This is a genomic window from Shewanella insulae, from assembly GCF_009831655.1.
GTDB classification, from domain to species: domain Bacteria; phylum Pseudomonadota; class Gammaproteobacteria; order Enterobacterales; family Shewanellaceae; genus Shewanella; species Shewanella insulae.
Map to the genome: position 1 here is coordinate 39357 of NZ_WRPA01000013.1, position 26218 is coordinate 65574.

Here is a 26218-nt window from a genome sequence, read left to right on the forward strand (position 1 = left end):
ATGGGGAATGACTCGGTGGATAAGTTAGAAACTCGAGCCAGGTTCGGCGAGAAACGCCAGCTCCTCCTCGGTGGACTGGCGCCCTAAGATGCCATTGCGATGGGGATAGCGGCCGAAACGGTCGATAATGGCCTTGTGTCGCTGCTCGAATGCCAGGTTGTTCTCGGCGCCCTCACGGCTAAAGAGGATCAACGCCACCTCGTGGATCGCCTGGGATTCGCTATGCATGTAGGGCATGTAGAGAAAGGGCACCTGCTTAGGTTGCAGTTGCTTATCGATACCGGCGGCTACGGCCTCCTGAGCCAGGGCCAAGGCCATGGGATCGGCGGCGAACGCCTCTGGCGTATCCCGGTAGATATTACGGCTAAACTGATCCAGGACTATGATCTCCGCCAGGCGACCCTGGGGTGTGGTGCGCCAGTGGTAGAGTTCGCCCTGTTTGGCCTGGATGAGCAGCTCACCGAAGCGGGCCTGGAGAGCCTTGTCGAAGGTGAGGTCTTTAACAAACCAGGCTTTAGGCTCTATCTCCTCGAACCAGAAGCGAATGATGTCGTCTGGGGCATGGCTTATCCTGTTCATCTGTGTTCCTTATCTTCGGGCTTAGTATCCAGTTTTAGCTATATCCCGTGTTAGTTATATCCAGTTTGTGGGATCTTCCCTGGTCAAATTTAACGCGGTTTCGGCGATCAATCTAGCCTCTTCGAGGGGAATATAGGGGATCACTAAGGGGCCAGAGGCCAGGCCTAAGTGGAGGCTAGCCAATGACTTACGCCGCTGCCCCGGCGTCTGTGAGATACAGACATCCTGAGTCTTACTCAGTGGCACCAACTGCCAGGTCTGCCCCAGCACGCCTGTATGTATCCAGCAGTCGTCGCCCGCTAGGTGATAACCCCATTGTCGATAGTTGAGATAGAGGCCGATAAGCGCCACCAGGGTGAAACCAAAGAGGAGTTCGGTAAAGGGGGTGAGGCCGAGGAGCAGGGTCATCACCACGGGGAGCAATGCCAGCGGGATAGCGCGGCGCCAAAGCCAGCCGCTGTCGATCCCCTGATATCTGTCTGGCAGGGCATTGGCCTTAGTCGCCAGGCCATCTAGTCGGTCTAAGGCCTGTGGGATCTCTGTTTGGGTCATGCTGGGGATCAGCAGGTGACGCTTGCTCAGCTGCTCAACCTCATTGCCCTTTACCTGTTCGAAATGCACCGTCCAGCGGCCGATTAGCCGGCCTATGGCGGGCTGCTCGAAGCGTACCAGCTGTACCCTGTGTAGGCGCAGGGCATCTTGTTGCTTGGCCAGTATGCCGCCGGTTCGATGAAGCGTGCCCTGGCGCAGGCTGAGGCGATAGGGGTAATACTTAAGCACGGCCGAGGCGATGGAGATTAAAGAAAGCAGCAGGGCGAGGAGTGCCAACGCGGCCAGCGCCGCCAGGATCTGATAGACAAGCCCAGTGGCGACGTTGGCCTGATACCAGTGCCAGACCCCTTGCACCAGGCTGGTTTGTCCCAGGGATTCCCAGTCTACCTGGCCTATGATGGAGCCGGATATAATGGAGAGCCAGACGAGGTTGTTGTGATAGAGCCCGAAGATTAGCAGCGCCTTGAGATCCTTAGCCACCACCAGGCCTTCACTCTGACGCCAGGTTTGTACACTCGCCGTAGTGGCTGCTACGCCAGCCTGCAGTGGCTCATTAACATGCGCCGTCGACTCGCCATCGGCAGGCATAGCCTCTGGACTCGTCTGCAGGTACTGGGAGGCAAACAGGTGTTTCTTGAGTAGCATGGCCTGGCGATAGTTGACCGCCGCCAGCACCGCCTCATCTTGCTTGGAACCGGCCGTCTCCACCACCAGGCTATAGAGGCCGAGGGGGCGGAAGTAGAGGGGTTGCTCCAGACGCACATTCTGTATCTTATTGAGGGGGATCTCCTGGGCGCGTTTAAACACCAACCCCTGACGTATCCCCAATTTGGCGTCTTGTAATCGATATCGATACTTGGCCCACTGCAGGCTGGCATAGGACAGGGTGGCCAAGACCAGCCCCGCGGCGACCAAGAGCAGCCAGGGTGAGTTAAACCCCTGTTGCCAACCCGTGTAGACCAGGGGGATAAGGGCATAACCATTGGTGAGTAGCTGGCGTAGGCTGCCGACGCTGAAGCTGATGATCGACCAGGGAGACAGGCTCGCCCACTGGGCGAAGCGGGCACTCATGGGTTAGTCCTCGCGTTCTGTGAGGGGCTGTTTCTGCGATGCCTGTATCTGGGAGGCCTGTTTCTGGGAGGCTTTGGCCAGCAGGTGTCTGCGCAGCGGCTCGGCGGTGTCATCGCCCAGGCCTGGCAGGCTGATCTCGGCGCTGCCGCTACCTGCGCTGAAACACTTGAGGGTATGTTGATGAAAATAGCGCTCCAGCGGTCCCTGAGACAGGCTGACATGCTGCAGTCGGGTATAGGGCAGGGCGATCTTCTTGTGCCAAATTAATCCCTTCTGCATGATAAACTCATGGTCGAACACACCGTAGGCGATAGTGAGGGCATGTCTGTAGCGGCCGTAGCTGACGATACCAGCCAGCATAAGCAGCGCCGTCACCAGGGCAAGGATAAGGCTTCCCGGCAGGTTGAGCAGCATGGCGGCCAGGGGGGCTATGATCAGCAGCGGCGTGAAGATCAGCAAGTTCTCTATCTGTACCTGATGTAGATAGGCCTGCTCCAGTGGTGTCAGCGGCACTTCATCTATGGCGAGCCAGTCTGGCTGCTCCAGCCGACGTCTGACCTGCATTGATGCCGAAGGTTGAGGAGTCACATCTTCCATTTGTCATCCTGCTTAAATTACCTAGTGGCTGACTATAACATCTTTCCTTTGCCTGTCAGCCATTTGCAACTGTATGTGATGTATCTTTTATGTTACAAGATAATAAAAACAAATGAGAGAGAGGATGCTTTGAGCACCGAGTTGTCTAAGCAGAAAATCGCCTTCCTGAGAAAGCTCTATCTGGCCCATCTTATCGATAGCGAGCAGCATAACTTGCTGTCGCTGAACAAGGCCACAACCATGCCGCGGCGCACCTTGCAAGATGCCATTGCCGCCATGGGGGATATAGGTATCACTTGTGTCTTCGTGCAGGATGGCGAGCGTCATAATGACGGTTATTATCGACTCAAGGAGTGGGGTCCTATCGACAAGGCCTGGGTGGCCAGAAATATCGAGACCATAGTGCAATCGCTGAGGCCTGACTGATAGCTAAGGCCTGGCTGATAGACAAGGTGGAATGACAGGCTTAGCCATTGAACTCGCTTAGTGATTGAGCAGGTAGAAGCCGATAAAACCTAGCCAACTCAGGGCCAGTAGCAGCCAGGGCATTTTGCTACCGCCTCGTGTCACCTCGGGCTGGTCATCGGCTCTCTCTATGGTCTGACGCTGCTTCTCCTTGAGGGCCTGCTTGCGTTGCTTGTCCCTGTCTCTGGCCTTGCTCTTCTGGCGTTTCTTATATTCGGCAATGCCCTTTTCTATTCCCTGGGCGATCAGCTTGGTCTGCTCCTTGGTTTGCCCGGGTTTCTGGGTGGCCTTGGCAATTTTCATTGCCTCATCTTTGGTTTCGGTGGAGATCTGCTGCGCCATAACGTCTTTAGCTGATGAATGATGGCCTCACTATAACATGAGTCGAGGCTTAGGGTGGTGAACCTTGGCCGCTGGTATGGCCTCGCGCCCTATACCATAGTATGAGTATGATTTTGTTAAGTTATCGCTTAACCTGTCTGTGGCAAATTCAATCTATAATAATACCCTGCTATCAAGGACAAGATCATGCTCAATAAGGCCGCAAAACCTCTGGTCAAGTTGGTCGACCGCTATTTACCCGATCCCTATATTTTCGTGTTACTCCTCACCCTGCTGGTGTTTGGTGCCGCCATGGTGGTGGAACAGCAGAGCCCGCTGCAACTGGTGACCTACTGGGGACAAGGCTTCTGGGCACTGCTCAGTTTCTCCATGCAGATGTTGTTGGTGCTGGTGGCCGGTTACATGCTGGCCAGCTCGCCGCCCATTAAACGCCTGTTAGATGGTATTGCCGCCCTGGCTAAGAGTGCGCCCCAGGCGATCATCTTGGTGACTCTGGTATCTCTGCTTGCCAGCTGGATCAACTGGGGCTTCGGCCTAGTGGTCGGTGCCCTGTTTGCCAAGGCGCTGGCGCGTCAGGTGAAGGTGGATTACCGTCTGCTGGTGGCCAGTGCCTACTCTGGCTTCGTGGTCTGGCATGGTGGCCTCGCTGGTTCGATTCCCCTGACCATAGCCACCGAGGGTCATTTCGCCGAGGATAAGATAGGCATTATCGCCACAGACAACACCATCTTCGCCGGGTTTAACCTGGTGCTGCTGGCCGTTCTCTTCGTGCTGATCCCTCTGGTTAACCGTTTCATGCTGCCAAGCGAGGAGGAGAGCATCTATGTCGACAGGGAAAAGCTAGCAGACCCCGAAGTTGAGACCGAGGCTGTCACCCGCCCGGCGGATTACCTGGAAAACAGCCGCCTGCTGGCCTGGGCCGTGGGTGGGGCAGGCCTGGTATATCTGGGGCAATACTTCTTCGTCGCCGGCGGTAAACTCAATCTGAACATCGTTAACTACCTGTTTCTGTTCCTCGCCATCATATTGCATCAGACGCCTCGCAGCTTGCTGACCAGCCTTAATGAGGCGATCAAGGGCGGCGCCGGCATAGTGATTCAGTTCCCCTTCTACGCGGGGATCATGGCGCTCATGGTGCAGTCGGGGCTGGCCCAGAGTATCTCGTCGGGTTTCGTCGCCATCGCCAGTGCCGACAGCCTGCCGTTCTGGAGCTTTATCAGCGCCGGCATAGTTAACATCTTCGTGCCCTCCGGTGGGGGCCAGTGGGCGGTGCAGGCACCTATCATGTTGCCCGCCGCCGAGGCCTTGGGGGCCGATGTGGCGCGTATCGCCATGGCGGTGGCCTGGGGGGATGCCTGGACCAATCTTATCCAGCCTTTCTGGGCCCTGCCTGTGCTGGCGATCGCCGGGCTCAAGGCGAGGGATATCATGGGCTTCTGCCTGATGCAGTTGATCATCACAGGCATAGTGATCAGTATCGGCCTGACCTGGTTCTAGTCAGATCCCGACCGATTAATCTCCGCAAACAAACAAAACCCGCTTTTCCCGGCGGGTTTTGTTATTCTGTTTGCCAAGCCTGATACCGCTGCCGAAAAGGAATGCCAGCTTGTCTCAACCTCTCTCACCTACTGCCTCTCATGATGCAGCTTCCGGCCCTAAGCGGTCAGCACCTCAACCTAAGCGACCAGGAGCTAAGCAAGCCGTTCTGCCCTGGATAGGCGGCTTCCTGCGTCCCTATCGCGGCAAGGTGTTCGCCGCCATAGTGTTTCTGTTTATCGGCTCGCTGGCCTGGCTGTCCCTAGGCCAGGGGGTACGCCTCATGGTGGACGAAGGTTTCCTTAGGGAGAACGGTGAGCGGCTCAACGAGATCATCCTGCTGGTGATCGGCATCACGGCCCTGAGCAGCTCGGCCATCTTCTGTCGCTTCTATCTGATGACCTGGCTCGGGGAGCGGGTGAGCGCCGATATTCGTCTCAAGGTCTATGACCACCTGCTCAAGCTCTCCCCTGGTTTCTACGCCAGGCTGCGTACCGGCGAGGTGATCTCGCGCTTCACCGCAGACGCCACCTTGTTGCAATCAGTGGTGGGCTCCAGCCTCTCCATGGCGCTGCGGGCCAGCGTCACGGTAGTGGGGGGCCTGGTGATGATGGCGATCACCAGCCTTAAACTTACCGCCCTGGTGCTGCTGGCCGTGCCCCTGGTGCTTGGGCCTATCTTCTTCTTTGGCCGTAAGGTACGTGAGCTGTCTCGTCGCAGCCAGGACAGGGTGGGAGACCTGGGTGCCTATGTGGATGAGTCGCTACACGAGATCCATACTGTGCAGGCCTATTGCCATGAAGACAGCGACAGGCAGCTGTTTTTCGAGCGGGTCGAGGCGGTGATGGAGGCGGCCAGGGGACGCATCAAGTACCGCGCCATACTCATCTCTCTGGTGATGTTTCTCAGCATACTGGCCATTGCGTTAATTACCTGGGTGGGGGCTAAGGATGTGATGATTGATGCGATCACCCCGGGTGAGCTCTCCGCCTTCATGTTCTACGCCGTGATGGTGGCGGGCGCCGTGGCGACCATCAGCGAGGTGATTGGTGAGATCCAGCGCGCCGCCGGTGCTACGGAGCGGCTGATCGAGCTGGTGGAAACGCCGATCGATATTCCTCAGGCGCAAAACCCTGCCAGTCTGCCGGCCAAGGTGCGCGGCGAGCTGAGCCTTGAGCAGGTGCGTTTTAGCTATCCTGCTCAGGCCTGTGTCGACAGCGCTGAGGAGATGGAGCTGCAGGCTGGCATCGAGGTGATCCGTGGCCTGAGTCTGCATATCGCTCCCGGTGAGCGAGTGGCTTTGGTGGGGGCGAGCGGCGCCGGCAAGAGTACCCTGTTTGAGCTGTTGCAGCGCTTCTACCCGTTAGACAGCGGGGTGATCGCCCTGGACGGTATCGATATCGCCAGCCTGCGACCACAGGATCTACGCCAGCAATATGCCCTGGTGCCCCAGGAATCGGTGATCTTCGCCACTAGCGTGCTGGAGAATGTGCGTTACGGTCGCCCCGACGCCAGCCTGGAGGAGGTGCAGGCGGCCTGTTTTGCCGCCCGCGCCGATGAGTTTATTCATGATTTTAGCGAGGGCTATCAGACCAATCTGGGTGAACGCGGCGTGCGTCTATCCGGCGGCCAGAAGCAGCGCATTGCCATCGCCCGGGCGATATTGGCCGACCGACCGGTATTGCTGCTGGATGAGGCCACCAGTGCCCTGGATGCGGTGAGCGAGCAGAAGGTGAAACAGGCGCTGGATGTGCTGATGCAGGGGCGCACCACATTGATCATCGCCCATCGCCTGGCTACAGTGCTCAACGCCGACCGTATTCTGGTGATGGATAAGGGGGAGCTGATCGCCAGCGGCACCCATGGTGAGCTGATGCAGAGCAACAGCCTCTACCGTGAGTTTGCCAGCCTGCAGTTACTTACCGAAGAGTCCTAAAGGACGCCAGAGTGAGTAGAGAGTCGGGCAAGCCGTAGATGCTTGCCCTTATCTAATCGTATATCTATTAGCCTCTATGGCCGCCGTGGCCACCACCGCACCGGTGGCGGGTTTCTCTGCCGCCATCTTCGACACCTATCTCACCACCATCCTCAAATAGCTTGAATGCTCCTTGTGTCATGTCATTTTGCGCCGGGTCGTCCAGGTGTCCCAGGCAGGTGTAACCCACACGGTAGCTGCCAGAAGGCAGGTAGCCCATGGCGAACGACCAGTTGCCATTAATATCTTGGTGTATGGGAGAGATGGCTACCGGGGAGAAGAGGCCGTCGTCTCGGCTCTGGGCTATGTCCCCCATCTGCGACAGGCTGGTTACCTCACTCGGGTAGAGATAGGCCATGTGATAGAACTGATCGCCCTCGGGGGCACTAGTTGCGTATTGGGTCTCGCAATCGGCAATCCACTGGGGATCCATCTCGCCGAAGATATGCCCCATGGTGTCGTCGTCGACGGAGTAGATACCATGGTGGTTGAGCTGATATTGGCCGTCGGAGAAGTGCATCGACTGGTAGAGATCAATCTCCATCGTCAGGTTAAGGTGCTGATGTTCACCTAGGGTAAAGTTCGCCATAGGAAGGCGGCCATTTTCTATCATCAAGGGGTGTAAGCCCTGACCGTTCTCAATGGCGCAGCCTTGTGCCTGATCGCCGTTGACTAAGGTGAAATGCACATCATGATATTGGCCTGCAGGAAGTTCGAGGCCATCGATCACTTTGTGGCTCTCTTTACCTTGGTAATCGAGCAGATTAAACCTATGTTGAGCCATATCCCGGCTATGTACTTGGCCATGAGCATCTGTCATCACCAGTTTGTCGAGCACCAACTCGACCCGGCTGACCTGACTCATGGGGGCATCTGAAATGGCAATACTTACACTGCCGGTGCTAACAACTTGTTCTGGTGGGGTGTTATCGTCTGAGCCGCCGCAGCCCGCTAACATAAATCCAGAAAGAGCAAAGGGTATGAGGGTAAGGGGTAGAGTAAAGGATCGCATCTTGGGTACACCTTTTAATGAGTTTTTTCTAATGGTATTACTCATTCTAAGGGCACCTTAGTTAAAGAATAGTGATTTGTTGGTTAAAATTTATACTTTGTGAGCGGGCTAACGCTTAGGGAGAACAAGAGTTGAAGGCCCAATAAAAGTGCGATAGGAAAGCAATTTAGCCCCTAGTGAACCTTAGGGAAAATCGCTGCGTATTGCTTTAAAGATATGATTTTTCAAGCACACCTCAATAATTGGAGTATCCAAATGAAATGGCCGTTAACCCTGAGCTTGGTTTGTCTGTTAACTTTTTTGAGTGGCTGTACCAGCGCGCCCAAGGGCATAGCGCCGATTGAGGGATTTGAACTCTCAAGATATCTGGGCACCTGGCATGAGATCGCTCGTTTAGATCATGGCTTCGAGCGCGGCCTCAGTCAGGTGAGCGCAGAATACCGACTGCGTGATGATGGTGGTGTCAGTGTGATCAACCGTGGCTACTCGGCGGCGGATAAAAGCTGGAAAGTTGCCGAAGGCAAGGCCTACTTTGTCGAGAGTTCAGATATTGGTCATCTTAAGGTCTCCTTCTTTGGCCCCTTTTATGGTGCCTATGTGATCTACCGGCTCGACAGTGATTACCAATACGCTTTTGTGACCAGCTACAACCGAGATTACCTCTGGTTGCTGGCGCGCAGTCCAGAGATAGATGAGAGCTTAAAGCAGGATTTTATGAATCAGGCCAAGGCGCTGGGCTTTGATACCCAAGCGCTTATCTGGCCGGGATGAGCAAAGGCGAGGTCAGCGCCGGGCGTTGAGAGAATCCCCGGCGTGATGCGTGGCCTATTGTCTTAGCTCTCTGCGTAGTATTTTGCCCACGGTCGATTTAGGTAAGGCGGCCGTAAATTCGAAAATCTTCGGCACCTTGTAACCCGCCAATTGCTCGCGGCAATGAGATAGCAGCGCCTCTTGGGTCATCTGGTGATGAGATTTAGGGTCTCTCAGCACGATGACGGCTTTAACGGCCTCGCCGCTGCGGCTATCTTCGACACCAATGACAGCACATTCCAGTACGCTCTCATGGGCTGACAGCACATCTTCCACCTCGTTAGGGTAGACGTTAAAGCCGGAGACATTGATCATATCTTTCATGCGATCCACTATCTTGTGCATCCCATTATCAGTAGCCAGGGCAATATCTCCTGTCTTGAAGAAGCCATCCTGAGTCATCACCTTGGCGGTCTCGTCCGGCTTTTGCCAGTAACCGCTCATCACCTGCGGACCTTTAACAGCCAGCTCGCCGACCTCTCCGTGGGGAACCTCTTGTTCATTGGCGTCGATGATCTTCACCTGAGTGTCGATCACCGGGCGACCTATGGTGCCAAGACACTCGAGTCCCGGCGCGTTGAGGGAGACCACGGGCGAAGTTTCCGACAGGCCATAGCCTTCGGAGATGGTGCAGCCTGTAGTGGTTTGCCATATGGATGCTGCTGCCTGGGTCAGTGCTGTGCCGCCGGAGATAGTGATCTTAAGGTGGCTGAAATCCAGTCCTTGAAAGGCCTTTTGATGGCACAGGCCGACAAACAGGGTGTTGAGTCCGGCGAATCCGGTAAACGCATGCTGTGACATGGTCTGGATCAAAGCGCTGATGTCTCTCGGATTTGGGATGAGTACGCTACAGCCACCTTGTTCAAAGTAGACAAAATTCACCATAAAGGCATAGATATGATAGATGGGCAGGGGAGCGATGAAGATCTCTTCGCCCTCGACAAACTTATTGGATAGGCGTGATTGTACCTGCAGCATATTGGCCAGCAGGTTACTGTGACTGAGCATAGCGCCCTTGGAGAGGCCCGTGGTGCCGCCCGTGTATTGCAGTGCCGCCAGGCTCTGCTGCTCGGCCCGTACCGGGCTATACTCGGCCTGGCTGCCCAGGGCCAATACCTGGTTAAAGCCTATGTGAGCCAGCTGGCTGTCGGCCTGGGGTTGGGTCGCTATCAGATCCAGCGGGTGGGTAGAAATTACCGTCTCTATCTGGGTCTCGGGGACCACTGCTTCCAGCGTGGGCAGCAGATCGCTCAGCACCACCAAGGCCTTGGCGCCCGAGTCTCGGTATTGGTGGATCAGCTCTCGCTGGGTATACAAGGGGTTGGTGTTGACCAGTATCATGCCGGCCCTGAGCGCCCCATAGGCGGCGATAACGAACTGGGTGAGGTTGGGCAGTTGGATGGCGACCTTGTCGCCCGCTTCAAGCTGGGTATGTTGCTGTAGGTAGGCGGCGAAGTATCGGGAGTCGCGTTCTATGTCGGCAAAACTGCTGGCCTTGCCCAGACACACATAGGCTGTCTTGTCGCCAAAGCGTTCGGCGGCGGTTTCGATTAGATCGATTAGCGAGGCATATTTTTCCAGATCTACATGGGCGTGCGAGTCATAGGCCATGGACGCGTCTCCTTTGCTTATTATTGTCGGTATTCTTGGGCGCAGCTAAAAATCAAACAAGTGTTTAGACTGTGCTAAAACTGGCCTAAGGTCAACCTCTACTGGATTAAAATAAAACAATCGTTTAACTCTTATCTATCTGTTTAATATCGCTATTTTTAAGCGTGATGAAACCAGGCTGGTCTGACCTGATGGGCCTTGTGCCATCAGTTATTTAGGGGAGGGGAAGAGTGAGACTTGAAAGTGATAGAAAGGGGAAGTGCTTAAGTGTCGGCCCCGGTGGCAAGTAACACCACCGAGGCATGCTCGCGTCTTTAGAAGGCGCTCAGGCTGAAGAAGGGGCTGGCCTGGGAGGCCTTCTCCTTGGGGTTACTCAGGTTGGTTACCGTGAAGGCGATGGTCTGTTTCTGCAGCTTAGTGCCGGCAAAGTCCGCCTGCTTCTGTTCGAAAACCGTTACCGGGTAGCTAAGTTGTTCACCGGCCCTGATCAGCACCTTTTGTGAGGTCTCCTTGGCGATGCCGTGGTTTGCCGTATTGGCGAGGCTTATCAGGTACTGGTGATCTTCCTGGGTCTTGTTGCGGATCTTCAGGGTGTAGCTGTTTTCGATGCGGCCGTCTCCCACCTCGCGGTAAAGGCTCTGGCGGTCGCGGATGACGTTGAGATCTATGCTCTGGTGACGATAGAGATCCAGGGCGAATACACTGAGCATGGTGATCACCGCGATGCCATAGCCGACAAACTTGAAGGAGGTAAAACGTTTCACTTCCTTCTTTTGCAGCTCGTTCTCGCTGGCGTAGCGAATTAAACCCTTGTCATAGCCGAACTTGTCCATGGTCTGATCGCAGGCATCGACACAGGCGCCGCAGTTGATGCACTCATATTGCAGGCCGTTACGAATGTCGATCCCCGTGGGGCAGACATCGACACACAAGTTACAGTCGACACAGTCGCCGAGGTCGGTGGCCTGTTTGCGTTTGCGCGGGCCGCGAGACTCGCCGCGGGCGGCATCATAGGAGACGGTCAGGGTATTGGCGTCGAACATGGCCGACTGGAAGCGAGCGTAGGGGCAGCAATGCAGACACATCTGTTCGCGCATCCAGCCCGCGTTGAGGTAGGTACACAGGGCGAAGAACCAGACCCAGGCGGTAACCCAGAAGCTGGCGCTTAGGGTAAAGATCTGTGGGTAGAGCTCACTGGCGGGGATGAAGTAGGCGATGAAGCCACACCCGGTGATCAGCCCCGCCAATGCCCAGGCGAGATGCTTGACGCCGCGTTTAACAACCTTTTCAAGACTCCAGGGGGCCTTATCCAGGGCGTGGCGCTTGTTGCTGTTGCCCTCTATCTGCCGTTCTATCCAGACGAAGGCGAAGCTCCAGCTGGTCTGGGGGCAGAGATAGCCACACCAGACGCGGCCCCAGAAGACGGTGACGAAGAAGAGGGCGAAGGCGGCGATGATGAACAGCCAGGCCAGCAGGGTGAAATCCTGAGGCCATAGGGTCAGGCTGAAGAAGTGAAACTCCTGGCGCTCAACATCCAAGAGGAGCGCCTGGCGGCCCTGATAGGGGATGAAGGGCAACAGGAAGAAGAACAGGATAAGCAGGCTGTTGAGGCCGGTACGCAGACGCTGAAAGCGCCCCTTCTGTTCTTTAATGTGTATCTTACCGCGCTGCACCGGCAGGTTGGTCACGGGGATGGCCTGGCCCAGGGCGGCCCTGGTGGCGATTGGGTTCTCTTTACTGCTGAGATCTTGACTCATTGGCTTTCCAAACTCTTGCTAAGGGAATTGCCACAGCCAATGCAAGTTGGGAACCAAGTTTTGAAAGTGTTTAAGTCTTTGAAATATGGTGAGTTTAATTCTTGTGATTCATTTTTAGATAGCGATATATCGTGCATCGGTGATATATCGCTATTTTGTGTGGTGTCACCCAAGACGCATTAGGCCGGGCGTTTGATCCCCAGCTTGAGCATGCGTGATCTCAAGGTGCTGGCCGGCAGCCCGAGCACGTTGGCGGCGCCGTTGGGGCCCGAGATGCGCCAGTTGAGGCGCTTCAGGGTGCGGCGAATATGGGCGGCCTCCACCTGCTGTAGGGTCTGAGACTCCCCCTTGTCCTGGGCCTGGGGGTCGGCCTGTAGCGCCGGGATCTGAAGGATCTGACCGTGACAGAGTATGGTCTGACGCTCGATAACGTTCTGCAGCTCACGCACGTTGCCGGGCCAGTGATAGGTCATCAGGTGCTGCATGCCCTGCTTGCTGACCCCTTTGATCTTCTTGCCCAGCTTATGGTTTAGGTTGAGCACTATATCTTTGACCAGCAGCGGAATATCTTGTAGTCGCTCCCTGAGGGGCGGCACATGCAGGGGGAAGACATTGAGGCGATAGTAGAGATCCATGCGGAACAGACCCTGCTGTACCCGCTTAAGCAGATCGTGATGGGTGGCGGTAACCAGACGGATATCCACCTTGATAGGAGTGCTGCTGCCCACTCGCTCGAACTCCTGCTCCTGGATCACCCTGAGCAGTTTTGATTGGGCCTCGAGGGAAAGCTCGGCCACCTCATCGAGAAATAGCGTGCCCCGATGGGCCAGCTCGAATCGCCCCTTGCGGCGGCTGGTGGCGCCGGTGAAGGCGCCCTTCTCGTGGCCGAAGAGCTCGCTCTCTAACAGGGTGGGGGAGAAGGCGGCGCAGTTGACGCTCACCAGGGGCTGATCGCTGCGATCGCTGAGGGCGTGTATGTTACGGGCTACCAACTCCTTGCCGGTGCCGTTCTCGCCGTTGATCAGTACTGTGCTGCTGGTGTTTGCCACCAGTTTTATCTGCTGGATCAGCGACTGTATCGCCTCGCTCTCGCCCGAGATGTTGACCTCCTGACGGTGGCTGGCCAGCTCGGTGAGCAGGTAGTCATTCTCGTTGGCCAGCTTCTCCGATAGAGCCTGTACCTGCTTGAGTGCCTCCCTGAGTGAGGCCTCTGTCTGCTTCTGAATGCTGATGTCACGAAATATCGCGACTACACCTATGAGGCGGTCCTGCTTATAGACGGGGGTCGAAGTGTAATGCACCGGGAAGCTGCTGCCATCCTTGCGCCAGAAGAGGTCGTGGCTGATCTCCCGGGCGATGCCGTCGTGCAGCGTGTTGTAGATGGGGCACTCCTCCTGGGGATAGGGGCTGCCATCGGCATGGCTATGGTGGTGACAGTCGTGGATATTCTTACCCAGCAGCTCCTCGGCCTTCCAGCCCGTCATCCGCTCGGCGGCAGGATTGATAAAGACGGCGTTGCCCTCGAGATCGAAGCCGTAGATCCCTTCGCCTACCGCGTTGAGTAGCAGTCTGTTCTCGGGTAGAAAGTCCACATGGGCATCATCGACCCTTGGGTGTTTACAAGCCATGTCTGCCGCTCCTTGCTGGCAATGATTATTGTGTATTCTCTCGAAATAAGAGGACCGGAATATCGTTTGCTCCCTATATTAACCGCTTTCCTTAGTTATGGTCATCAATCAATAGCGCGATATATCGCTAATCGTCTTCAGTTGTCTGGCTCTTGTGGTTTGTCCCATGCCGAAGTGAGCCTCTTTGCTATCTCATTAGAGGTAGATGTTAATCATGGGTTAACTTTTTCGCATCTTTTGAATATTTGCTTTAATCGAAATTGTTTGAGCTTTAATGGCTAATCTTTTTGGGGTTTTATAGTGAATTCCTTATGTTTGTTCGATTTTTAGTCCGTGTTCGTATCCTGCTCTCGTCTAAATTAGACCAATTAGTATTAGCAATTAATTTTTGTTTGTTATAAAAGTGTAAATGAAATGTGTTCATTTCACTCTGTGGAATGCCTGTGGTGGTTCGTGTGAAAAAGGCACGAATGATGGCGAAATATAAAAAAAACTATGCGGGAAAAATGATGACAATACATAAAAATAAAGGTTTCGGCGTGAGTGCGCTGAGTTTTGCCATCTCTTTGGCATTGACAGGGTCGTTAGCGAGTACACAGGCGTTTGCCGATGATCAACAGGCAGAAGTGTCTGAGAATATTGAAAAAATAGCCGTAGTGGGAACACGTTCTGCGCCGCGCTCTATCGGCGATTCACCGGTACCTATCGATATCATCAGCAGCGATGATCTGAAGAAGAATGGCTCGACCGACATGATCGACATGCTGGTGACCTCTGTGCCATCTTTTAACTCCCGTGCCCAACCTATCAGTGATGCGGCCACCCTGATCCGTCCGGTCAACCTGCGTGGCCTGCCGTCAGACAGCACCCTGGTATTGGTCAACGGTAAACGCCGTCATCGCGCCTCGGTGATCGCCTTCCAGGGCGGTGGCATCAACGACGGTGCCCAGGGCCCGGATATCTCGGTGATCCCGAGTGCGGCGCTAAAACAGGTCGAGGTGCTACGTGACGGTGCGGCGGCGCAATATGGCTCTGACGCTATCGCCGGTGTGATGAACTTTGTTCTTAAGGATGACGCCGAAGGCGGCTCTATCACAGTCGGTCAGGGCGAGTACTATGAGGGCGACGGTGCTACCACCACAATCGATGCCAACGTGGGGCTGCCACTGTCTGATGCAGGTTTCGTGAACCTCAGCCTGCAATACAAGAATGCCGATCCTACCAGTCGCAGCATACAGCGCCCAGATGCGGCTAATCTGAGCGCCCAGGGCAACACCTTTATAGAAGATCCGGCACAGGTGTGGGGTAACCCTGAGATCAAAGATGACTACAGCTTCTTCCTTAACTCAGGCTACGACATCAACGACAATGCGCGCCTATATGCCTTCGGTAACCTCTCTTCGCGCGATGTGGTCGGTGGTTTCTACTATCGTAATCCACACAACCGCGGCAACGTCTACTCGTTAGATGGCGGTGAAACCCTGTTGGTGGGGGCGGTCAATGGCGATCCTTCTACCTGTGCCGTGGTGCCAATTCCTAAGAATGCCGATGGTAGTGACGGGAACGTACTCGAAACCGATGCCTACAAGGCGATGGTGGCCGACCCTAACTGTTTCGCTATGAACCAGCTGCGTCCCGGTGGTTATACGCCACAGTTTGCCGGCACGGTGGAAGACACCTCCTTCTTTGCCGGTGTAAAAGGTGAGCTAGGTGCCTGGAACTATGATTTCAGTGCCGGTATGGGTAACAACAAGTCGACCTTCAGCCTGAAGAACTCACTTAACCCATCCCTGGGCCTAGACACACCCACCGACTTTGAAACCGGCGCCTATGAGCAGGCCGAGACCACGGTTAACCTGGATTTCTCGCGTATGCTCACCCTGGGCAGCGTCGAAGATATCAGCTTCGCTACAGGTTTCGAGTGGCGTGAAGAGTCATTCGAGATCACTCAGGGCGAGGAAGCCTCTTGGGTGGCCGGCCCTTACGCCGACCAAGGTTTCAACATTGGCTCTCACGGCTTCAAGGGTTTCGGTCCAGAGGCGGCGGGCAAAAACTCACGTAACAACATAGGTGTCTATGCCGACATGGAAGCCTATCTGGGTGAGCGTTGGTTACTTGGCGCCGCGTTGCGTTACGAGGATTTCTCAACCTTCGGTGATACCCTTAACTACAAGTTGACGGCGCAATTTACTGCCACAGACGATCTCTCCTTCCGCGCCTCGCACAGCACAGGTTTCCGTGCGCCGACCGTGGGTCAGGAGAACGTAGTGAACACTCAGACCTCTATCGTCGAAGGCGATCTGATCCAGACCTTTATCGCGCCGCCAACGGATCCGCTATCGGCCTTCTATGGCGGTAAGGTTCTTAAACCTGAGGAGTCGGTGAGTTACGCTCTCGGCGCCGTATTCGAGCATGAAAACCTCTTCGTGACCCTGGATTACTACAACATCGAGGTGACGGGGCGTATCGCGCAGTCGAGCCAGATAGCGGTTGAGGCCGATGACTATGACGCGCTACGCGCCGCCGGTGTCGAGTTTCCAGAGTTGATCTCTGCGGTGACTTACTACACCAACGACTTCGATACCACGACTCAGGGTATCGATCTGGTGGCCTCCTACGATACTCAGCTGTTGTCGGGTGATACCAAGTTCAGCCTGGCCTATGGTTGGACAGATACCAGTGTCGATAAGTACAATCCGAATACCACTGACGAGGGTAAGGTGCGTCGTCTAGAAGATGGTATTCCGGCGCATCGTGCGACCCTGACCTGGGCTCAGTCTTGGGACAGATTCAGCATGTCACTGCGTGGTAACTACTTCGGCGAGTACTATGCGACCCACGCCGACGACACCTCGGATTGGGGCTCGGAGATGGCCGATTCGGCGGTCACAGTGGATCTGGAGCTAAGTTATCAGTTCCTAGACAGCCTAACGGTCTCTATCGGTGCCAACAACCTGTTTGACCAGGAGGCGCAGAAGCTGAAAGACGGCACCCGTGGCGTGCTAGGTGCCGTGTACTATGAGAGTGGCCCGTTCGATTACAACGGTGGCTACTACTATGGTCGCGTGAACTATCGCTTCTAATCTCGGCGCCCTAGGCGTTAGCGATTGAAATGACCAGGCGTTAGCGATTGAAATCACTAGGCGCTAGCAATAAAGATAAGAAGGCTGCATCGCAGCCTTCTTTTTTAGCTTTCTGGTGCTGGACGTGTCTAGCCGCGAGGGGGAAGGGCGGTGAGCAGATCCTCTATAGACAGTACCCTGGGGAGCACCAATCCATTGGGGTGAGCCTGACTGTAGACGATATTGAAGGGCACACCATAGGCCTGATACCTGGCGAGATAGGCCTCTATCCTGGCATCGCTCTGGGTGAGATCGCCGCGCATCAACACCATATCCTTATCCTTTAGCCGCTCAACCACCAAAGCCTGATGCAGCACCCTGTCTTTGTTGGCCTTACAGATGTTGCACCAGTCGGCGCTGACATCCACAAACACCGTCTTGCCCTGGGCCAGTTGGCCTGGGATCGCATTAGGTCTTAGCGACTGCCACACCAGCTGTTTATAGGCATTGGCATCTGCCTTGGGGTAGATAAAATAGCTGATGACGCCATTGATGGTGGCAAATACCAGCAGCAAGACCAAGACGAGCGTGGGAATCTGATTGCCCCTGGCCTTCTTGTAACTGAGCCAAAGCAATAGACTCAGCAGTAACCCCAGTGTGAGTGCGCTGACCAATAAGATACTATTCATGCCGTCCCTAGTTGTAGTTTCATTAGCGTAATTTATGCTATTGCCATTAGGGCTACAGTCTAACACCTCTGGCTTAATCTAAGCTTGTTGACGGTCGCGGCGTGAAAGATTTGTTTGCAATTGATGCTTTGCGAGGGGCGAAGATTCTTTGTAAGCTGACCTGCCCAAGTGAGAATAACAATAATAGGACGCGCTTCATGGCCGATCTTTTTAGCTGGCGACACTCAAGTCAACATCCACTCAATCATCAAACTCATCCCTTATCTAGGCTCAAGTTTTCCAGGCGGTTGCTGGGGGCGGCGGGTTTGTCTCTGCTGCTTCTGAGCTTACCGGGTCAGGCGGCGGAGAAGCCTAACGGTAAACAAGCCAAGACTGAGATATCTATACCAGAAGCTAAGGTTTATCAAACCACAGGTCAGGTAAGGGTAAATGGTGAGCGGGTGCACTATGAGGCTATCGCCTCGGAAACCATCTTAGAAGATGACAAAGACAAGCCGCTGGCCAGCATCTTCTCGGTGACTTATCTACGCACCAAGACAGATAGTAAGCAGCCACGCCCTGTGACCTTTGTGTTTAACGGCGGTCCAGGCTCGGCCTCGCTCTGGCTACACATGGGACTGTTTGGCCCCAAGCGTGTGGTGGTGCCGGGTGATGCCAAAGACGATGGCGCCGCGCCCTATCGCTTGGTGGACAATGAATTTTCCATGTTGGATAAGTCGGATCTGGTGTTTATCGATCCCGTGGGCACAGGCTTTAGCCGCGCCCTGGGTGAGCACAAGGGCCAGGATTTCTGGGGCGTGAAAGAGGATGCTCAGTCGATTGCCGAGTTTATCCGTCGTTGGCTGATAGAACATGGCCGCTGGAACTCGCCAAAGTATATCGCAGGTGAAAGTTATGGCACGACCCGCGCCGCGGCTTTGGTGGACGAGCTGCAATCTGGTTGGACAGATATCTCGGTCAACGGCGTCATGCTGATCTCATCGATTCTCGATTTCAGCCATGCTCGCTATCAGCCGGGCAACAACCAACCCTATATCGGCTTTCTGCCTACCATGGCGGCGACCGCCTTATACCATGACAGAGTTGCTGCGGCCGATAAGGCGATGGGGCTGAGCGCCTTTGTCGAGGCGGCGCGTCAGTTTGCGATGAACGATTACGCCCTGGCACTGCTCAAGGGCAGTCGTCTGCCTGAGGAACAGTATCAGGCGGTGCGCCGGCAGCTGGCACGCTTTACCGGACTGACAGAGGACTACCTGGACAGGGTGAATCTGAGAGTCAGCGCCAGTCGCTATACCAAGCAGCTGCTCAGGGGTGAAGATCGCACCGTCGGGCGCTTGGACAGTCGCTATCTGGGCGTAGACTATGACAGCGGCGGCGAGCGTAATGATGCCGATCCATCCGGTTATGGTATAGATGGCGCCTATACGGCGGCCATTCATCAGTATCTGTATCAGGATCTGGGGGTTAAGATCACCCGCCCCTTTAATGTGCTCTCCGTCGACGTTAACCGTGGTTGGAACTGGAGCATCAGCGGCAAACAGATGCACTATGTGAATGTGGCCCCCTATCTCGGTCGCGCCCAGCGAGAGAACAGGGATTTCAGGATCCTGGTGGCCAATGGCTACTATGATTTTGCCACTCCCTTCTTCGCCACAGAAAACACCCTGGCCGATAACGGCATAGACAATAGCCGCGTCGAGATGCACTACTACGAGGCGGGCCATATGATGTATATTGAGCCCTCGTCGCTAAAGGCGCTGGCCAAGGATATTCGCCAGTTCTATCAGGCGGATTAATCAGGACCGCGAGGATGAAAGATGAGTTTTAGTGCATGGCTGGGGCTGTTGGCCATCTGTTGTTTGGGCGCCATGTCGCCCGGGCCGAGTCTGGCCATGGTGGTGCGTCATACCTTAGGCGGTGGCCGGGCCAACGGCATCGTTTGTGCCTGGGCGCATTCTATCGGCATAGGTGTCTACGCCCTGGTGACGCTACTGGGGCTGGCGGTGCTGCTCAAGCAGGCGCCGCTGGTATTTAACGGTATCGCGATTCTCGGCGCCCTCTATCTCGCCTATATTGGAGTGCAGGCGCTACGCTCTAAGGGCGGCATGTCGGACAAGCTGGCGGCGGGTAAGTCGACGGATTGGTTAACGGCGGCCAGAGACGGCATCGCCATCTCGCTGTTTAATCCTAAGATCATGCTGTTTTTCCTGGCGCTCTTCAGTCAGTTTGTGATGGTGGCCGATGAGCTGTGGGGCAAGTCGCTTATCGTGTTGACACCGTTGGTGGTCGATGGCCTCTGGTACACCCTGATCGCGCTCTTGCTGTCGCACAAATCTGTGCTGCCTAAGCTAAGAGAGAAGGCGTCGCTAATCGATAAGCTCTCTGGCGTGGTATTGATTCTGCTGGCGGTGCGCGTGTTGGTGACCCTCTAGCCTGAATTGGTATTGCTTGAAGGGGATAAGCTCTTATAAAAATGCGGCTAAGGAATATTCCTTAGCCGCATTTTCTTATCTATCTATGCTTAAACCTAAGCAGACTAGCCGTTAAATACCTGCACGGCTTCATCTTTGGTTGGCTCTTGCTGAGCCGTAGGCGGATTGTCGATATGATCGTCTAAGTTATCGTTCAACATATCCTTGTATTCTTTGGTAAACCACTCCAGTGCATTGGCTTTCTCGGCCTTAAGATCGGCAGATTTTAGCGCGGCCTCGAAGGCGTTAAAGCGGGCGGCAGCAAAGCGCAGCGCGGTACCTACTTTGGCGATATCCTGCTCTTCGGTGCTAAGCTCGTTGGCTAAGGCAATAAACTTATCGGCTAACTGAAAAATCGTGGTCTCTTTTTGCTGTTCTGACATGCGCATGCTCACAGGTAGGTCAATAGTATGCAGGCATAGTAACGTAAATTAGCCGTTAATGAAGCAAAGTTTTTGGCGTATTGGGATCTGTATCGCCAACAGCTGTGTGCGATACTGGCTAACTGGCGGGATCGCTGTCTACCTGCACCCGTCCATCCCGTGAATCATAGTAGATGCTGAGATTTTGGTTGTCGCTAAGGTGGTAACGACATTGATTCGCGCTGATATAGTTGGCCTTATAGTCTGTGCTCGTTTGGGCATCGCTGCGTGAGACGCTGGGCTCGTCGGCTTCGAAGACGGTTTCCCATACCGAGATACAATCTTCTACGTTATCCAGCTGCGGCGAGGCCTCATTATCGGTAAAGTAGTGCTGCGCCGGCCAGCCATTGGCGTTAAAATCCATTTCTCCGGTCTCGCTGTCGCCGAAGGTCTTAAGGTTTTCTGCCGGCCCGGAGCCTACACGTATGGCCCATACAGAGTGGGCCAGATCGATGCCGGATTTTAAGGCGCCGCCGGTCGCCTTAACGCTGGCCACTTGAGCGTCTTCGGAGAGGTTGATAAATTTTGGCAGGGCAGTTACCGCAAGGATCCCCAGCACTATGATAACGACCACGAGTTCGATAAGGGTAAAACCGCGTTTATGGGCCAAGGACATCGTGGAAACCTCTTGGGGTTGTAGAGACTCGTCTCGGTAGGTTTTAATCTGGCGTTTTTTATTGTCTGAGCCGGATAACGCCAGAAATTCCACTCGATTCTAAGTTTTTTTTGAAAGAATATAAAGAGATAGCTATGACAGAGATCAGCCAATGGCAAGATTTTATCGATCAGGAGGCCCAGCAGGAATACTTTGGCCGGTTGCAGGCTTTCGTACAAGGGGAACGCGATGCGGGTAAGGCTATCTATCCGGCTAAGGAGCAGGTATTTAGCGCCTTCGAACTGACGCCCCTGGATAGGGTCAGGGTGGTGTTAATTGGTCAGGATCCCTATCACGGAGAGGGCCAGGCACATGGCCTCTGTTTCTCGGTGCAGCCTGGGGTGAAGGTACCGCCATCCTTGGTGAATATGTATAAGGAGCTGGCCAGTGATATCGATGGATTTGAGATCCCCGAGCATGGTTATCTGGCCAAGTGGGCCGAGCAGGGCATCTTAATGCTCAATACGGTATTAACCGTGGAGCAGGGCAAGGCGCATTCCCATGCCAAGGCGGGGTGGGAGATCTTTACCGATAACGCCTTAAAGTTACTCAATGCCCAAAATCGGCCGATCATCTTTGTCTTATGGGGTGGGCATGCTATGAAGAAGGGCAAGTTTATTAAGGCAGAGCAGCATCAGCTGGTCAGCGGACCGCATCCATCTCCGCTCTCTGCTTATCGCGGTTTCTTCGGCTGCAAACACTTCTCAAAAATCAATGAGTTGTTAAAGGCCTCCGGTCAGCCGCCGATTGACTGGCAGGTATAAAATCCGCACTAAGCTGCTACAAAATCATACTTGCCGTACGATGAAAAGCTAATTATATTGATAGATGATTGTAACTTATCTGTTAATGGCTTGGGGTGGCCCTTTCATTATCTAGACGGGTTACAGTGGCTTGGGTAGGTAGCCGCCTCCCAGGTAAGGCTTTCAAGGCGGACAGGAATATGGATATTAGAGCTAAGCGAGGAACGCTTGTTCGTTGGAATCAGGAGCAGCGGGTAGGCTTTATTGCCCCGGACGATGGATCGGACGAACTCAGAATTTTTGGCATCAATTTACTCCCCTATGAACATATGCCCAGAGAGGGTGAATCTGTGGTGTATCGCCAGTGGAAAGACTCGCTGCGAGGCACAAAGGTCACCAAGGGGGAGATAGATCTGGGGAATCCCATCACCCTGACTTCTCCTTTTGAATCCCATGATAGATTCGATAGTGAGGATGCGATCAGCTGGCGCGTCAAAGTCGGTCTGGTGGCCCTGGCGATCGCCTTCGGTAATCTACTCTATCTGTTTATGGTCAACTACGACTACTCAGCCGATGTGGATATTAAGCCGCCAGAAGGACTGTTTCCACCCGGTTCCGAATATTACGTGGGCAAGCAGGAGCTACAGGATGTGGTCTTTAGCTGTGATGCCCGGCAGCAGTGCCTGCAGATGACCTCCTGTCAGGAGGCCAAATACTTCGCCAGTCATTGCCCCGGATTTGAGGTTAATGTGGGTGACACGCCCTGTGTGCAACTCTGGTGTAAATCAAATTAAGTCTGACAGGCAATATCAATTGGCTTTCAACAGTTGATATTGCTGGGCAAGTACTCCCTTAATCCGCTCTCCCTTATCGTCCAGCATGAAGAGAATATTCTCACCCACCTGAAGCTTCATGCCTCTGGCCTTGGCGTCTAGGGTGATCTTGCTACCCGTCTCATTCCAGTTAAATTGCCCACTGAGCGTGACATTAGCGTTAGTGCTTGGCTTGCCTAGGTATTCCTGACTCAATCGATAACTGTTGTCGCCATTGAGTTGCAACTTCATGGCTATCCCCTGACAGTCTGCGCAGGGCAGGGTGCCCCGATAGAGTCCTGGCCAATCCAAGGCATTACGGCTGGTGTCGCCAAGGGGCACCGCAGGCGCAGAGACCTGTGGCTCAGGCGTTGGGGGTTCTGGCTGACGGGATTGCTGGGCGCAGGCACCGAGGGCCAGCAGCGCTAGTGGGAGGAGTCTTGCACTAATCTTCATCGTCTCTTCCTTAATGAGATAAGCTAATCCCTAATAATAGGGGAGTCTGCTTGCTTTAAGCGTGTCAGCACACTTTAGCCCGTCTTCTCTGTGCTTTCAAAGTGGATTTAGCGATGCTGCACTCGGCCAGCAGCTTAAACAACGGCCCCGAAAAATTAGGCTAGACTGTGAATTATCCAATTGTAATTTATTATGAAACTTGAGTTATGGCCAATGTATGTGTTTCAGTGAGAGCGAACTTTATTTGCCGCCTGCGTAGATTAATACCATCGCCTGGTTTTTGGCCGGTCTGCCGTTTGCTTTTGGTCTTGGGCCTAGTGTGGCTGACGTTATTTCCTGTCGCCAGCCAGGCCGATGATGGTGCAATGCCCGTCGGCATTGAGACGGCGCCCCAGCCTTTAAACTTGCCGATTAATAAGCCCGCTCTCATCAGCATTTCAAATGACTATCCGCCTTTCTATTCGCCCTACCTGCCTTCCCAAGGGGTTATCTATCATCTGGCCCAGGCTGTGTTTCAGCATGCAGGTTATCCTATGTCTCATCGTTACTATCCCTTTGCCCGAGCCAAGGCCATGATGAAGAAAGGTGATGCGGATGTAATTCTTGGAGTCTGGCATCGTCCATCGCGGGAGGAGTGGATTGCTTTTTCTGCCCCCCTGCTGTCGGTCAACATAGTGTTCTATAAGAGAATTGAGTCGCAGATAGCTTTTGAGACCATGGCGGATCTTAGCCGATATCGCATTGGTATCGGCCGAGGATATGCTAATCCGGTGGCATTTCAGAATGCCAATCTGAAAACAGAGGATGCCAGTTCAGATAAAGTCAATTTAAAGAAGCTGCTCGCCGGGCGAATCGACTTAGTGTTGATCAGTGAAGATGTGGCGCAATACCTTATCGCACAATCCGGTGACAAGTTTAAGGATAAGTTTGAGGTGGTAGGTGAGCCATTAGGCGTGGAACTGTTTCATCTTGGAGTGTCGAAAAAGCTGCCTGACCATCAGAAGATTCTTGATGATTTCAATGTGAGCCTGGCCGAGCTGCAAGGCAGTGGTGAGCTGAGTAAGATACTGGCAGCCCATGGTTTTGAACGCAATGCCTATTGGCTGCAGCAACAGGCCAGCCGTTAGTTCATCTGTGGCGGCAAATGTTTAGGCTGAGTGAGTGGCCGATGGGGTCACTATTAGGGGGAGGGGCACATCCCAATGCTCGGTAGGCAAGGCTGCAACCCGTTGACAGTCATGGGCATAACCAATGGGATAGGGTTTACCTCTTAACTGCCAGTCATTCAGGCAGCGATCATAATAGCCGCCGCCCATCCCCATGCGATTGCCCTGCTCATCGAAGGCCACCAGAGGCGTGATAATCACATCGAGCTCCTGAGGCAAGATCATCTCAATGATGTTGAGCTTAGGCTCCCAGATTTTTAGGCGATTCTGGATCAGATGGCTAGTGGGATGATATTTAAAAAACAGCAGGTTACCTCGTGAAAAAGGGTGCAGACGTGGCAGATAGACGTTAATGCCTGCCTGCCACAGGGTTTCAATCAGGGGCTGGGTATCTAGCTCGCCGTCACTGGTCAGGTAAAGCGCCACATGTTTGGCCTGACGTTGGTAAATAATATCCATCAGTCTGCTGGCCGCCTCTTGGGCAACTCGTTTCTGAGCCTCGGCGGGAATTGCCCGTCTCGCAATGCGGATCTGATTTCTAATCGCCTGACGATTTTCCTGATTGGCGGCGCTCGGCGCAAAGGCTGGTTTCAATATCCTTAACTCCATTAAAGGCTGTCATCTATTCTATCTGATTAGCGCAGTCTAGCTCTGTTGCCATTGTACTTTCAACTGCTCGGCAATTTAGCTGGTGGGCAGAGGCGAGCAGTTTGCTAGGGATACAAAAAAGCCAGAAGGTTATCTTTTCAGATCAATACCTTCTGGCTTCTTAATTTGAATTGCTCTCCAAGATGCCGTTATCTGTGTAGCTCTTGAACCCACATAGGCTTCGAGGCGGGCAGTTTGCGTGGGGTATAAAAAAGGCCAGAAGGTGACCTTTTCTGATCAATGCCTTCCAGCCTCTCTAATTTGAATTGCTCCCCAAGATGCCGTTATCTGTGTAGCTCTTGAACCCACATAGGTTTCGAGGCGGGCAGTTTGCGTGGGGTATAAAAAGGCCAGAAGGTGACCTTTTCTGATCAATGCCTTCCAGCCTCTCTAATTTGAATTGCTCCCCAAGATGCCGTTACCTGTGTGGCCCTTGAACCCATAAGGGTTTCGAGGCGGGATGCTTGCTTGGGATATAAAAAAGCCAGAAGGTTATCTTTTTAGATCAATACCTTCTGGCCTCTCTAATTTGAATTGCTCCCCAAGATGCCGTTACCGGTGTAGCCCTTGAACCGTAGGTTCAAGGCGGGTAAATGATTAAATCCTAAGGCTTCTCGGTTCGCGCCGAGCTTGCGCAATGTCATTAAAACATTCACCCTGAGTTTGTAAATATCGGCACAGGGACATAACCGACTCACGCACACCACAGGGAGCAAAATTGTTGCGTATCGACCTCATCGGTCGGGCAGTGATTTCAATGATAAATCACTTCGCCTCACGCGTAATTACAGTTTAATCGCCTTTTGTTGCGCGCTCAACCAGCGCACTCTCTAAGGTCGACTGCAGCAGACCGATTTTTTCATCCATCTGCTTAATATAATCTTGATTCTTCTTCTGTTCTTCCAATAACTCGTAGCCAATATTTAACGCTGCCATGATGGCAATTTCTTCCCGGCTAAGGTTATTGGTTCTAGCACGCAGGGAACTCAGCTGCTTTTCCAGCTTGTTGGCCACATGACGCAAGGCATCTTCCTGTCCTATCGGACAAGCGATGGAGTAGGTGCGGCCCAATAAGCTAATCTCGATAGCATGGCTACTCATTTGCGATGTAGATCCTTTTATCCTGTCGTTGAGCGGACTATATCGGGCTGCCCTGGAA

General features: G+C 54.0%; 24 protein-coding genes and 1 other RNA gene. 10 read left to right on the forward strand and 15 right to left on the reverse strand.

Annotated elements, in window-relative coordinates; translation table 11 throughout:
* Positions 1 to 24: 24 nt before the first annotated feature.
* From GNT65_RS14345 to GNT65_RS14355, 3 genes are read right to left on the reverse strand one after another with little or no spacing between them, the layout of a single operon-like run.
* The gene (locus tag GNT65_RS14345; RefSeq protein WP_160797353.1) at positions 25 to 579 is read right to left on the reverse strand and encodes a DUF924 family protein; all 555 of its coding nucleotides are present in this window, start codon (positions 577 to 579) and stop codon (positions 25 to 27) included.
* A gap of 54 nt (positions 580 to 633) precedes the next feature.
* Positions 634 to 2202 (reverse strand): PH domain-containing protein, encoded by a 1569-nt coding sequence (locus GNT65_RS14350; protein WP_160797355.1) that lies wholly within the window; start codon positions 2200 to 2202, stop codon positions 634 to 636.
* 3 nt (positions 2203 to 2205) lie between these two features.
* On the reverse strand, positions 2206 to 2799 hold the full coding sequence (locus tag GNT65_RS14355; RefSeq protein ID WP_160797357.1) for a PH domain-containing protein: 594 nt from the start codon (positions 2797 to 2799) through the stop codon (positions 2206 to 2208).
* Positions 2800 to 2877: 78 nt separating this feature from the next.
* On the opposite strand from GNT65_RS14355, the gene GNT65_RS14360 reads away from it, so the two are divergent.
* Complete coding sequence (locus GNT65_RS14360) at positions 2878 to 3225, forward strand: winged helix-turn-helix domain-containing protein (protein ID WP_181006310.1); 348 nt, start codon at positions 2878 to 2880, stop codon at positions 3223 to 3225.
* 57 nt (positions 3226 to 3282) lie between these two features.
* On the opposite strand, the gene GNT65_RS14365 is transcribed toward GNT65_RS14360, so the two are convergent.
* Positions 3283 to 3606: a DUF2956 domain-containing protein gene (locus tag GNT65_RS14365; protein WP_160797361.1), complete on the reverse strand. Its 324-nt coding sequence runs from the start codon at positions 3604 to 3606 to the stop codon at positions 3283 to 3285.
* Between the two features lie 186 nt (positions 3607 to 3792).
* Here GNT65_RS14365 and GNT65_RS14370 point away from each other — a divergent pair, with 186 nt between their 5' ends.
* Entirely contained in the window at positions 3793 to 5103 is a 1311-nt protein-coding gene (locus GNT65_RS14370) for a short-chain fatty acid transporter (RefSeq protein ID WP_160797363.1), read from the forward strand.
* 109 nt (positions 5104 to 5212) lie between these two features.
* Positions 5213 to 7078, forward strand: a complete 1866-nt coding sequence (locus GNT65_RS14375) for an ABC transporter transmembrane domain-containing protein (RefSeq protein ID WP_160797382.1) — start codon at positions 5213 to 5215, stop codon at positions 7076 to 7078.
* 67 nt (positions 7079 to 7145) lie between these two features.
* Here GNT65_RS14375 and GNT65_RS14380 read toward each other — a convergent pair whose 3' ends face one another.
* Entirely contained in the window at positions 7146 to 8129 is a 984-nt protein-coding gene (locus GNT65_RS14380) for a DUF4382 domain-containing protein (protein ID WP_160797384.1), read from the reverse strand.
* A 255-nt stretch (positions 8130 to 8384) separates the two neighbouring features.
* Here GNT65_RS14380 and GNT65_RS14385 point away from each other — a divergent pair, with 255 nt between their 5' ends.
* Positions 8385 to 8900, forward strand: coding sequence for a lipocalin family protein (locus GNT65_RS14385; RefSeq protein ID WP_160797386.1), 516 nt, complete (start codon positions 8385 to 8387; stop codon positions 8898 to 8900).
* A 54-nt stretch (positions 8901 to 8954) separates the two neighbouring features.
* On the opposite strand, the gene GNT65_RS14390 is transcribed toward GNT65_RS14385, so the two are convergent.
* From GNT65_RS14390 to GNT65_RS14400, 3 genes are all read right to left on the reverse strand, one after another.
* Positions 8955 to 10550 carry an AMP-binding protein gene (locus tag GNT65_RS14390; RefSeq protein ID WP_160797388.1) on the reverse strand — a complete coding sequence of 532 codons (1596 nt, stop codon included), beginning with the start codon at positions 10548 to 10550 and terminating at the stop codon, positions 8955 to 8957.
* 314 nt (positions 10551 to 10864) lie between these two features.
* A complete protein-coding gene (ccoG, locus tag GNT65_RS14395; protein WP_160797390.1) occupies positions 10865 to 12307 on the reverse strand; it encodes a cytochrome c oxidase accessory protein CcoG in 1443 nt (480 codons plus the stop codon).
* 179 nt (positions 12308 to 12486) lie between these two features.
* Positions 12487 to 13935 carry a sigma-54 interaction domain-containing protein gene (locus tag GNT65_RS14400; RefSeq protein WP_160797392.1) on the reverse strand — a complete coding sequence of 483 codons (1449 nt, stop codon included), beginning with the start codon at positions 13933 to 13935 and terminating at the stop codon, positions 12487 to 12489.
* Between the two features lie 506 nt (positions 13936 to 14441).
* Between GNT65_RS14400 and GNT65_RS14405 the strand changes: the two genes are divergently transcribed.
* Positions 14442 to 17018 (forward strand): TonB-dependent receptor plug domain-containing protein, encoded by a 2577-nt coding sequence (locus GNT65_RS14405; RefSeq protein WP_160797394.1) that lies wholly within the window; start codon positions 14442 to 14444, stop codon positions 17016 to 17018.
* Positions 17019 to 17146: 128 nt separating this feature from the next.
* Here GNT65_RS14405 and GNT65_RS14410 read toward each other — a convergent pair whose 3' ends face one another.
* Positions 17147 to 17686: a thioredoxin family protein gene (locus tag GNT65_RS14410; RefSeq protein ID WP_160797396.1), complete on the reverse strand. Its 540-nt coding sequence runs from the start codon at positions 17684 to 17686 to the stop codon at positions 17147 to 17149.
* Positions 17687 to 17883: 197 nt separating this feature from the next.
* On the opposite strand from GNT65_RS14410, the gene GNT65_RS14415 reads away from it, so the two are divergent.
* The gene (locus tag GNT65_RS14415) at positions 17884 to 19482 is read left to right on the forward strand and encodes a S10 family serine carboxypeptidase-like protein (RefSeq protein ID WP_181006305.1); all 1599 of its coding nucleotides are present in this window, start codon (positions 17884 to 17886) and stop codon (positions 19480 to 19482) included.
* 21 nt (positions 19483 to 19503) lie between these two features.
* The gene (locus GNT65_RS14420; protein ID WP_160797398.1) at positions 19504 to 20118 is read left to right on the forward strand and encodes a LysE family translocator; all 615 of its coding nucleotides are present in this window, start codon (positions 19504 to 19506) and stop codon (positions 20116 to 20118) included.
* 104 nt (positions 20119 to 20222) lie between these two features.
* Here the strand turns inward: GNT65_RS14420 and GNT65_RS14425 are convergent, their stop codons facing one another.
* Both GNT65_RS14425 and GNT65_RS14430 read right to left on the reverse strand, forming a co-directional pair.
* The gene (locus tag GNT65_RS14425; protein ID WP_160797400.1) at positions 20223 to 20540 is read right to left on the reverse strand and encodes a DUF3144 domain-containing protein; all 318 of its coding nucleotides are present in this window, start codon (positions 20538 to 20540) and stop codon (positions 20223 to 20225) included.
* A 118-nt stretch (positions 20541 to 20658) separates the two neighbouring features.
* Positions 20659 to 21195: a type II secretion system protein gene (locus GNT65_RS14430; protein ID WP_160797402.1), complete on the reverse strand. Its 537-nt coding sequence runs from the start codon at positions 21193 to 21195 to the stop codon at positions 20659 to 20661.
* 134 nt (positions 21196 to 21329) lie between these two features.
* On the opposite strand from GNT65_RS14430, the gene ung reads away from it, so the two are divergent.
* Positions 21330 to 21998, forward strand: a complete 669-nt coding sequence (gene ung, locus GNT65_RS14435) for a uracil-DNA glycosylase (protein WP_160797404.1) — start codon at positions 21330 to 21332, stop codon at positions 21996 to 21998.
* 179 nt (positions 21999 to 22177) lie between these two features.
* Positions 22178 to 22771 carry a hypothetical protein gene (locus GNT65_RS14440; protein ID WP_160797406.1) on the forward strand — a complete coding sequence of 198 codons (594 nt, stop codon included), beginning with the start codon at positions 22178 to 22180 and terminating at the stop codon, positions 22769 to 22771.
* A 15-nt stretch (positions 22772 to 22786) separates the two neighbouring features.
* Here GNT65_RS14440 and GNT65_RS14445 read toward each other — a convergent pair whose 3' ends face one another.
* Positions 22787 to 23245, reverse strand: a complete 459-nt coding sequence (locus GNT65_RS14445; protein ID WP_160797408.1) for a copper resistance protein NlpE — start codon at positions 23243 to 23245, stop codon at positions 22787 to 22789.
* Between the two features lie 317 nt (positions 23246 to 23562).
* Here GNT65_RS14445 and GNT65_RS14450 point away from each other — a divergent pair, with 317 nt between their 5' ends.
* Positions 23563 to 24372 (forward strand): transporter substrate-binding domain-containing protein, encoded by an 810-nt coding sequence (locus GNT65_RS14450; RefSeq protein WP_160797410.1) that lies wholly within the window; start codon positions 23563 to 23565, stop codon positions 24370 to 24372.
* 21 nt (positions 24373 to 24393) lie between these two features.
* On the opposite strand, the gene GNT65_RS14455 is transcribed toward GNT65_RS14450, so the two are convergent.
* From GNT65_RS14455 to GNT65_RS14465, 3 genes are all read right to left on the reverse strand, one after another.
* Positions 24394 to 25005: a 5-formyltetrahydrofolate cyclo-ligase gene (locus GNT65_RS14455; protein ID WP_244952193.1), complete on the reverse strand. Its 612-nt coding sequence runs from the start codon at positions 25003 to 25005 to the stop codon at positions 24394 to 24396.
* A 588-nt stretch (positions 25006 to 25593) separates the two neighbouring features.
* A non-coding RNA gene (gene ssrS, locus GNT65_RS14460) (6S RNA) lies at positions 25594 to 25774 on the reverse strand.
* A 77-nt stretch (positions 25775 to 25851) separates the two neighbouring features.
* Positions 25852 to 26160, reverse strand: a complete 309-nt coding sequence (locus GNT65_RS14465) for a cell division protein ZapA (protein ID WP_160797414.1) — start codon at positions 26158 to 26160, stop codon at positions 25852 to 25854.
* Positions 26161 to 26218 lie beyond the last annotated feature (58 nt).

Bases quoted from the DNA above. Each gene is read 5' to 3' on its own strand.
- GNT65_RS14345 (WP_160797353.1), bottom strand. From the start codon at position 579: ATGAACAGGATAAGCCATGCCCCAGACGACATCATTCGCTTCTGGTTC.
- GNT65_RS14350 (WP_160797355.1), bottom strand. From the start codon at position 2,202: ATGAGTGCCCGCTTCGCCCAGTGGGCGAGCCTGTCTCCCTGGTCGATC.
- GNT65_RS14355 (WP_160797357.1), bottom strand. From the start codon at position 2,799: ATGGAAGATGTGACTCCTCAACCTTCGGCATCAATGCAGGTCAGACGT.
- GNT65_RS14360 (WP_181006310.1), top strand. From the start codon at position 2,878: ATGTATCTTTTATGTTACAAGATAATAAAAACAAATGAGAGAGAGGAT.
- GNT65_RS14365 (WP_160797361.1), bottom strand. From the start codon at position 3,606: ATGGCGCAGCAGATCTCCACCGAAACCAAAGATGAGGCAATGAAAATT.
- GNT65_RS14370 (WP_160797363.1), top strand. From the start codon at position 3,793: ATGCTCAATAAGGCCGCAAAACCTCTGGTCAAGTTGGTCGACCGCTAT.
- GNT65_RS14380 (WP_160797384.1), bottom strand. From the start codon at position 8,129: ATGCGATCCTTTACTCTACCCCTTACCCTCATACCCTTTGCTCTTTCT.
- GNT65_RS14385 (WP_160797386.1), top strand. From the start codon at position 8,385: ATGAAATGGCCGTTAACCCTGAGCTTGGTTTGTCTGTTAACTTTTTTG.
- GNT65_RS14390 (WP_160797388.1), bottom strand. From the start codon at position 10,550: ATGGCCTATGACTCGCACGCCCATGTAGATCTGGAAAAATATGCCTCG.
- ccoG (WP_160797390.1), bottom strand. From the start codon at position 12,307: ATGAGTCAAGATCTCAGCAGTAAAGAGAACCCAATCGCCACCAGGGCC.
- GNT65_RS14400 (WP_160797392.1), bottom strand. From the start codon at position 13,935: ATGGCTTGTAAACACCCAAGGGTCGATGATGCCCATGTGGACTTTCTA.
- GNT65_RS14405 (WP_160797394.1), top strand. From the start codon at position 14,442: ATGATGACAATACATAAAAATAAAGGTTTCGGCGTGAGTGCGCTGAGT.
- GNT65_RS14410 (WP_160797396.1), bottom strand. From the start codon at position 17,686: ATGAATAGTATCTTATTGGTCAGCGCACTCACACTGGGGTTACTGCTG.
- GNT65_RS14415 (WP_181006305.1), top strand. From the start codon at position 17,884: ATGGCCGATCTTTTTAGCTGGCGACACTCAAGTCAACATCCACTCAAT.
- GNT65_RS14420 (WP_160797398.1), top strand. From the start codon at position 19,504: ATGAGTTTTAGTGCATGGCTGGGGCTGTTGGCCATCTGTTGTTTGGGC.
- GNT65_RS14425 (WP_160797400.1), bottom strand. From the start codon at position 20,540: ATGTCAGAACAGCAAAAAGAGACCACGATTTTTCAGTTAGCCGATAAG.
- GNT65_RS14430 (WP_160797402.1), bottom strand. From the start codon at position 21,195: ATGTCCTTGGCCCATAAACGCGGTTTTACCCTTATCGAACTCGTGGTC.
- ung (WP_160797404.1), top strand. From the start codon at position 21,330: ATGACAGAGATCAGCCAATGGCAAGATTTTATCGATCAGGAGGCCCAG.
- GNT65_RS14440 (WP_160797406.1), top strand. From the start codon at position 22,178: ATGGATATTAGAGCTAAGCGAGGAACGCTTGTTCGTTGGAATCAGGAG.
- GNT65_RS14445 (WP_160797408.1), bottom strand. From the start codon at position 23,245: ATGAAGATTAGTGCAAGACTCCTCCCACTAGCGCTGCTGGCCCTCGGT.
- GNT65_RS14465 (WP_160797414.1), bottom strand. From the start codon at position 26,160: ATGAGTAGCCATGCTATCGAGATTAGCTTATTGGGCCGCACCTACTCC.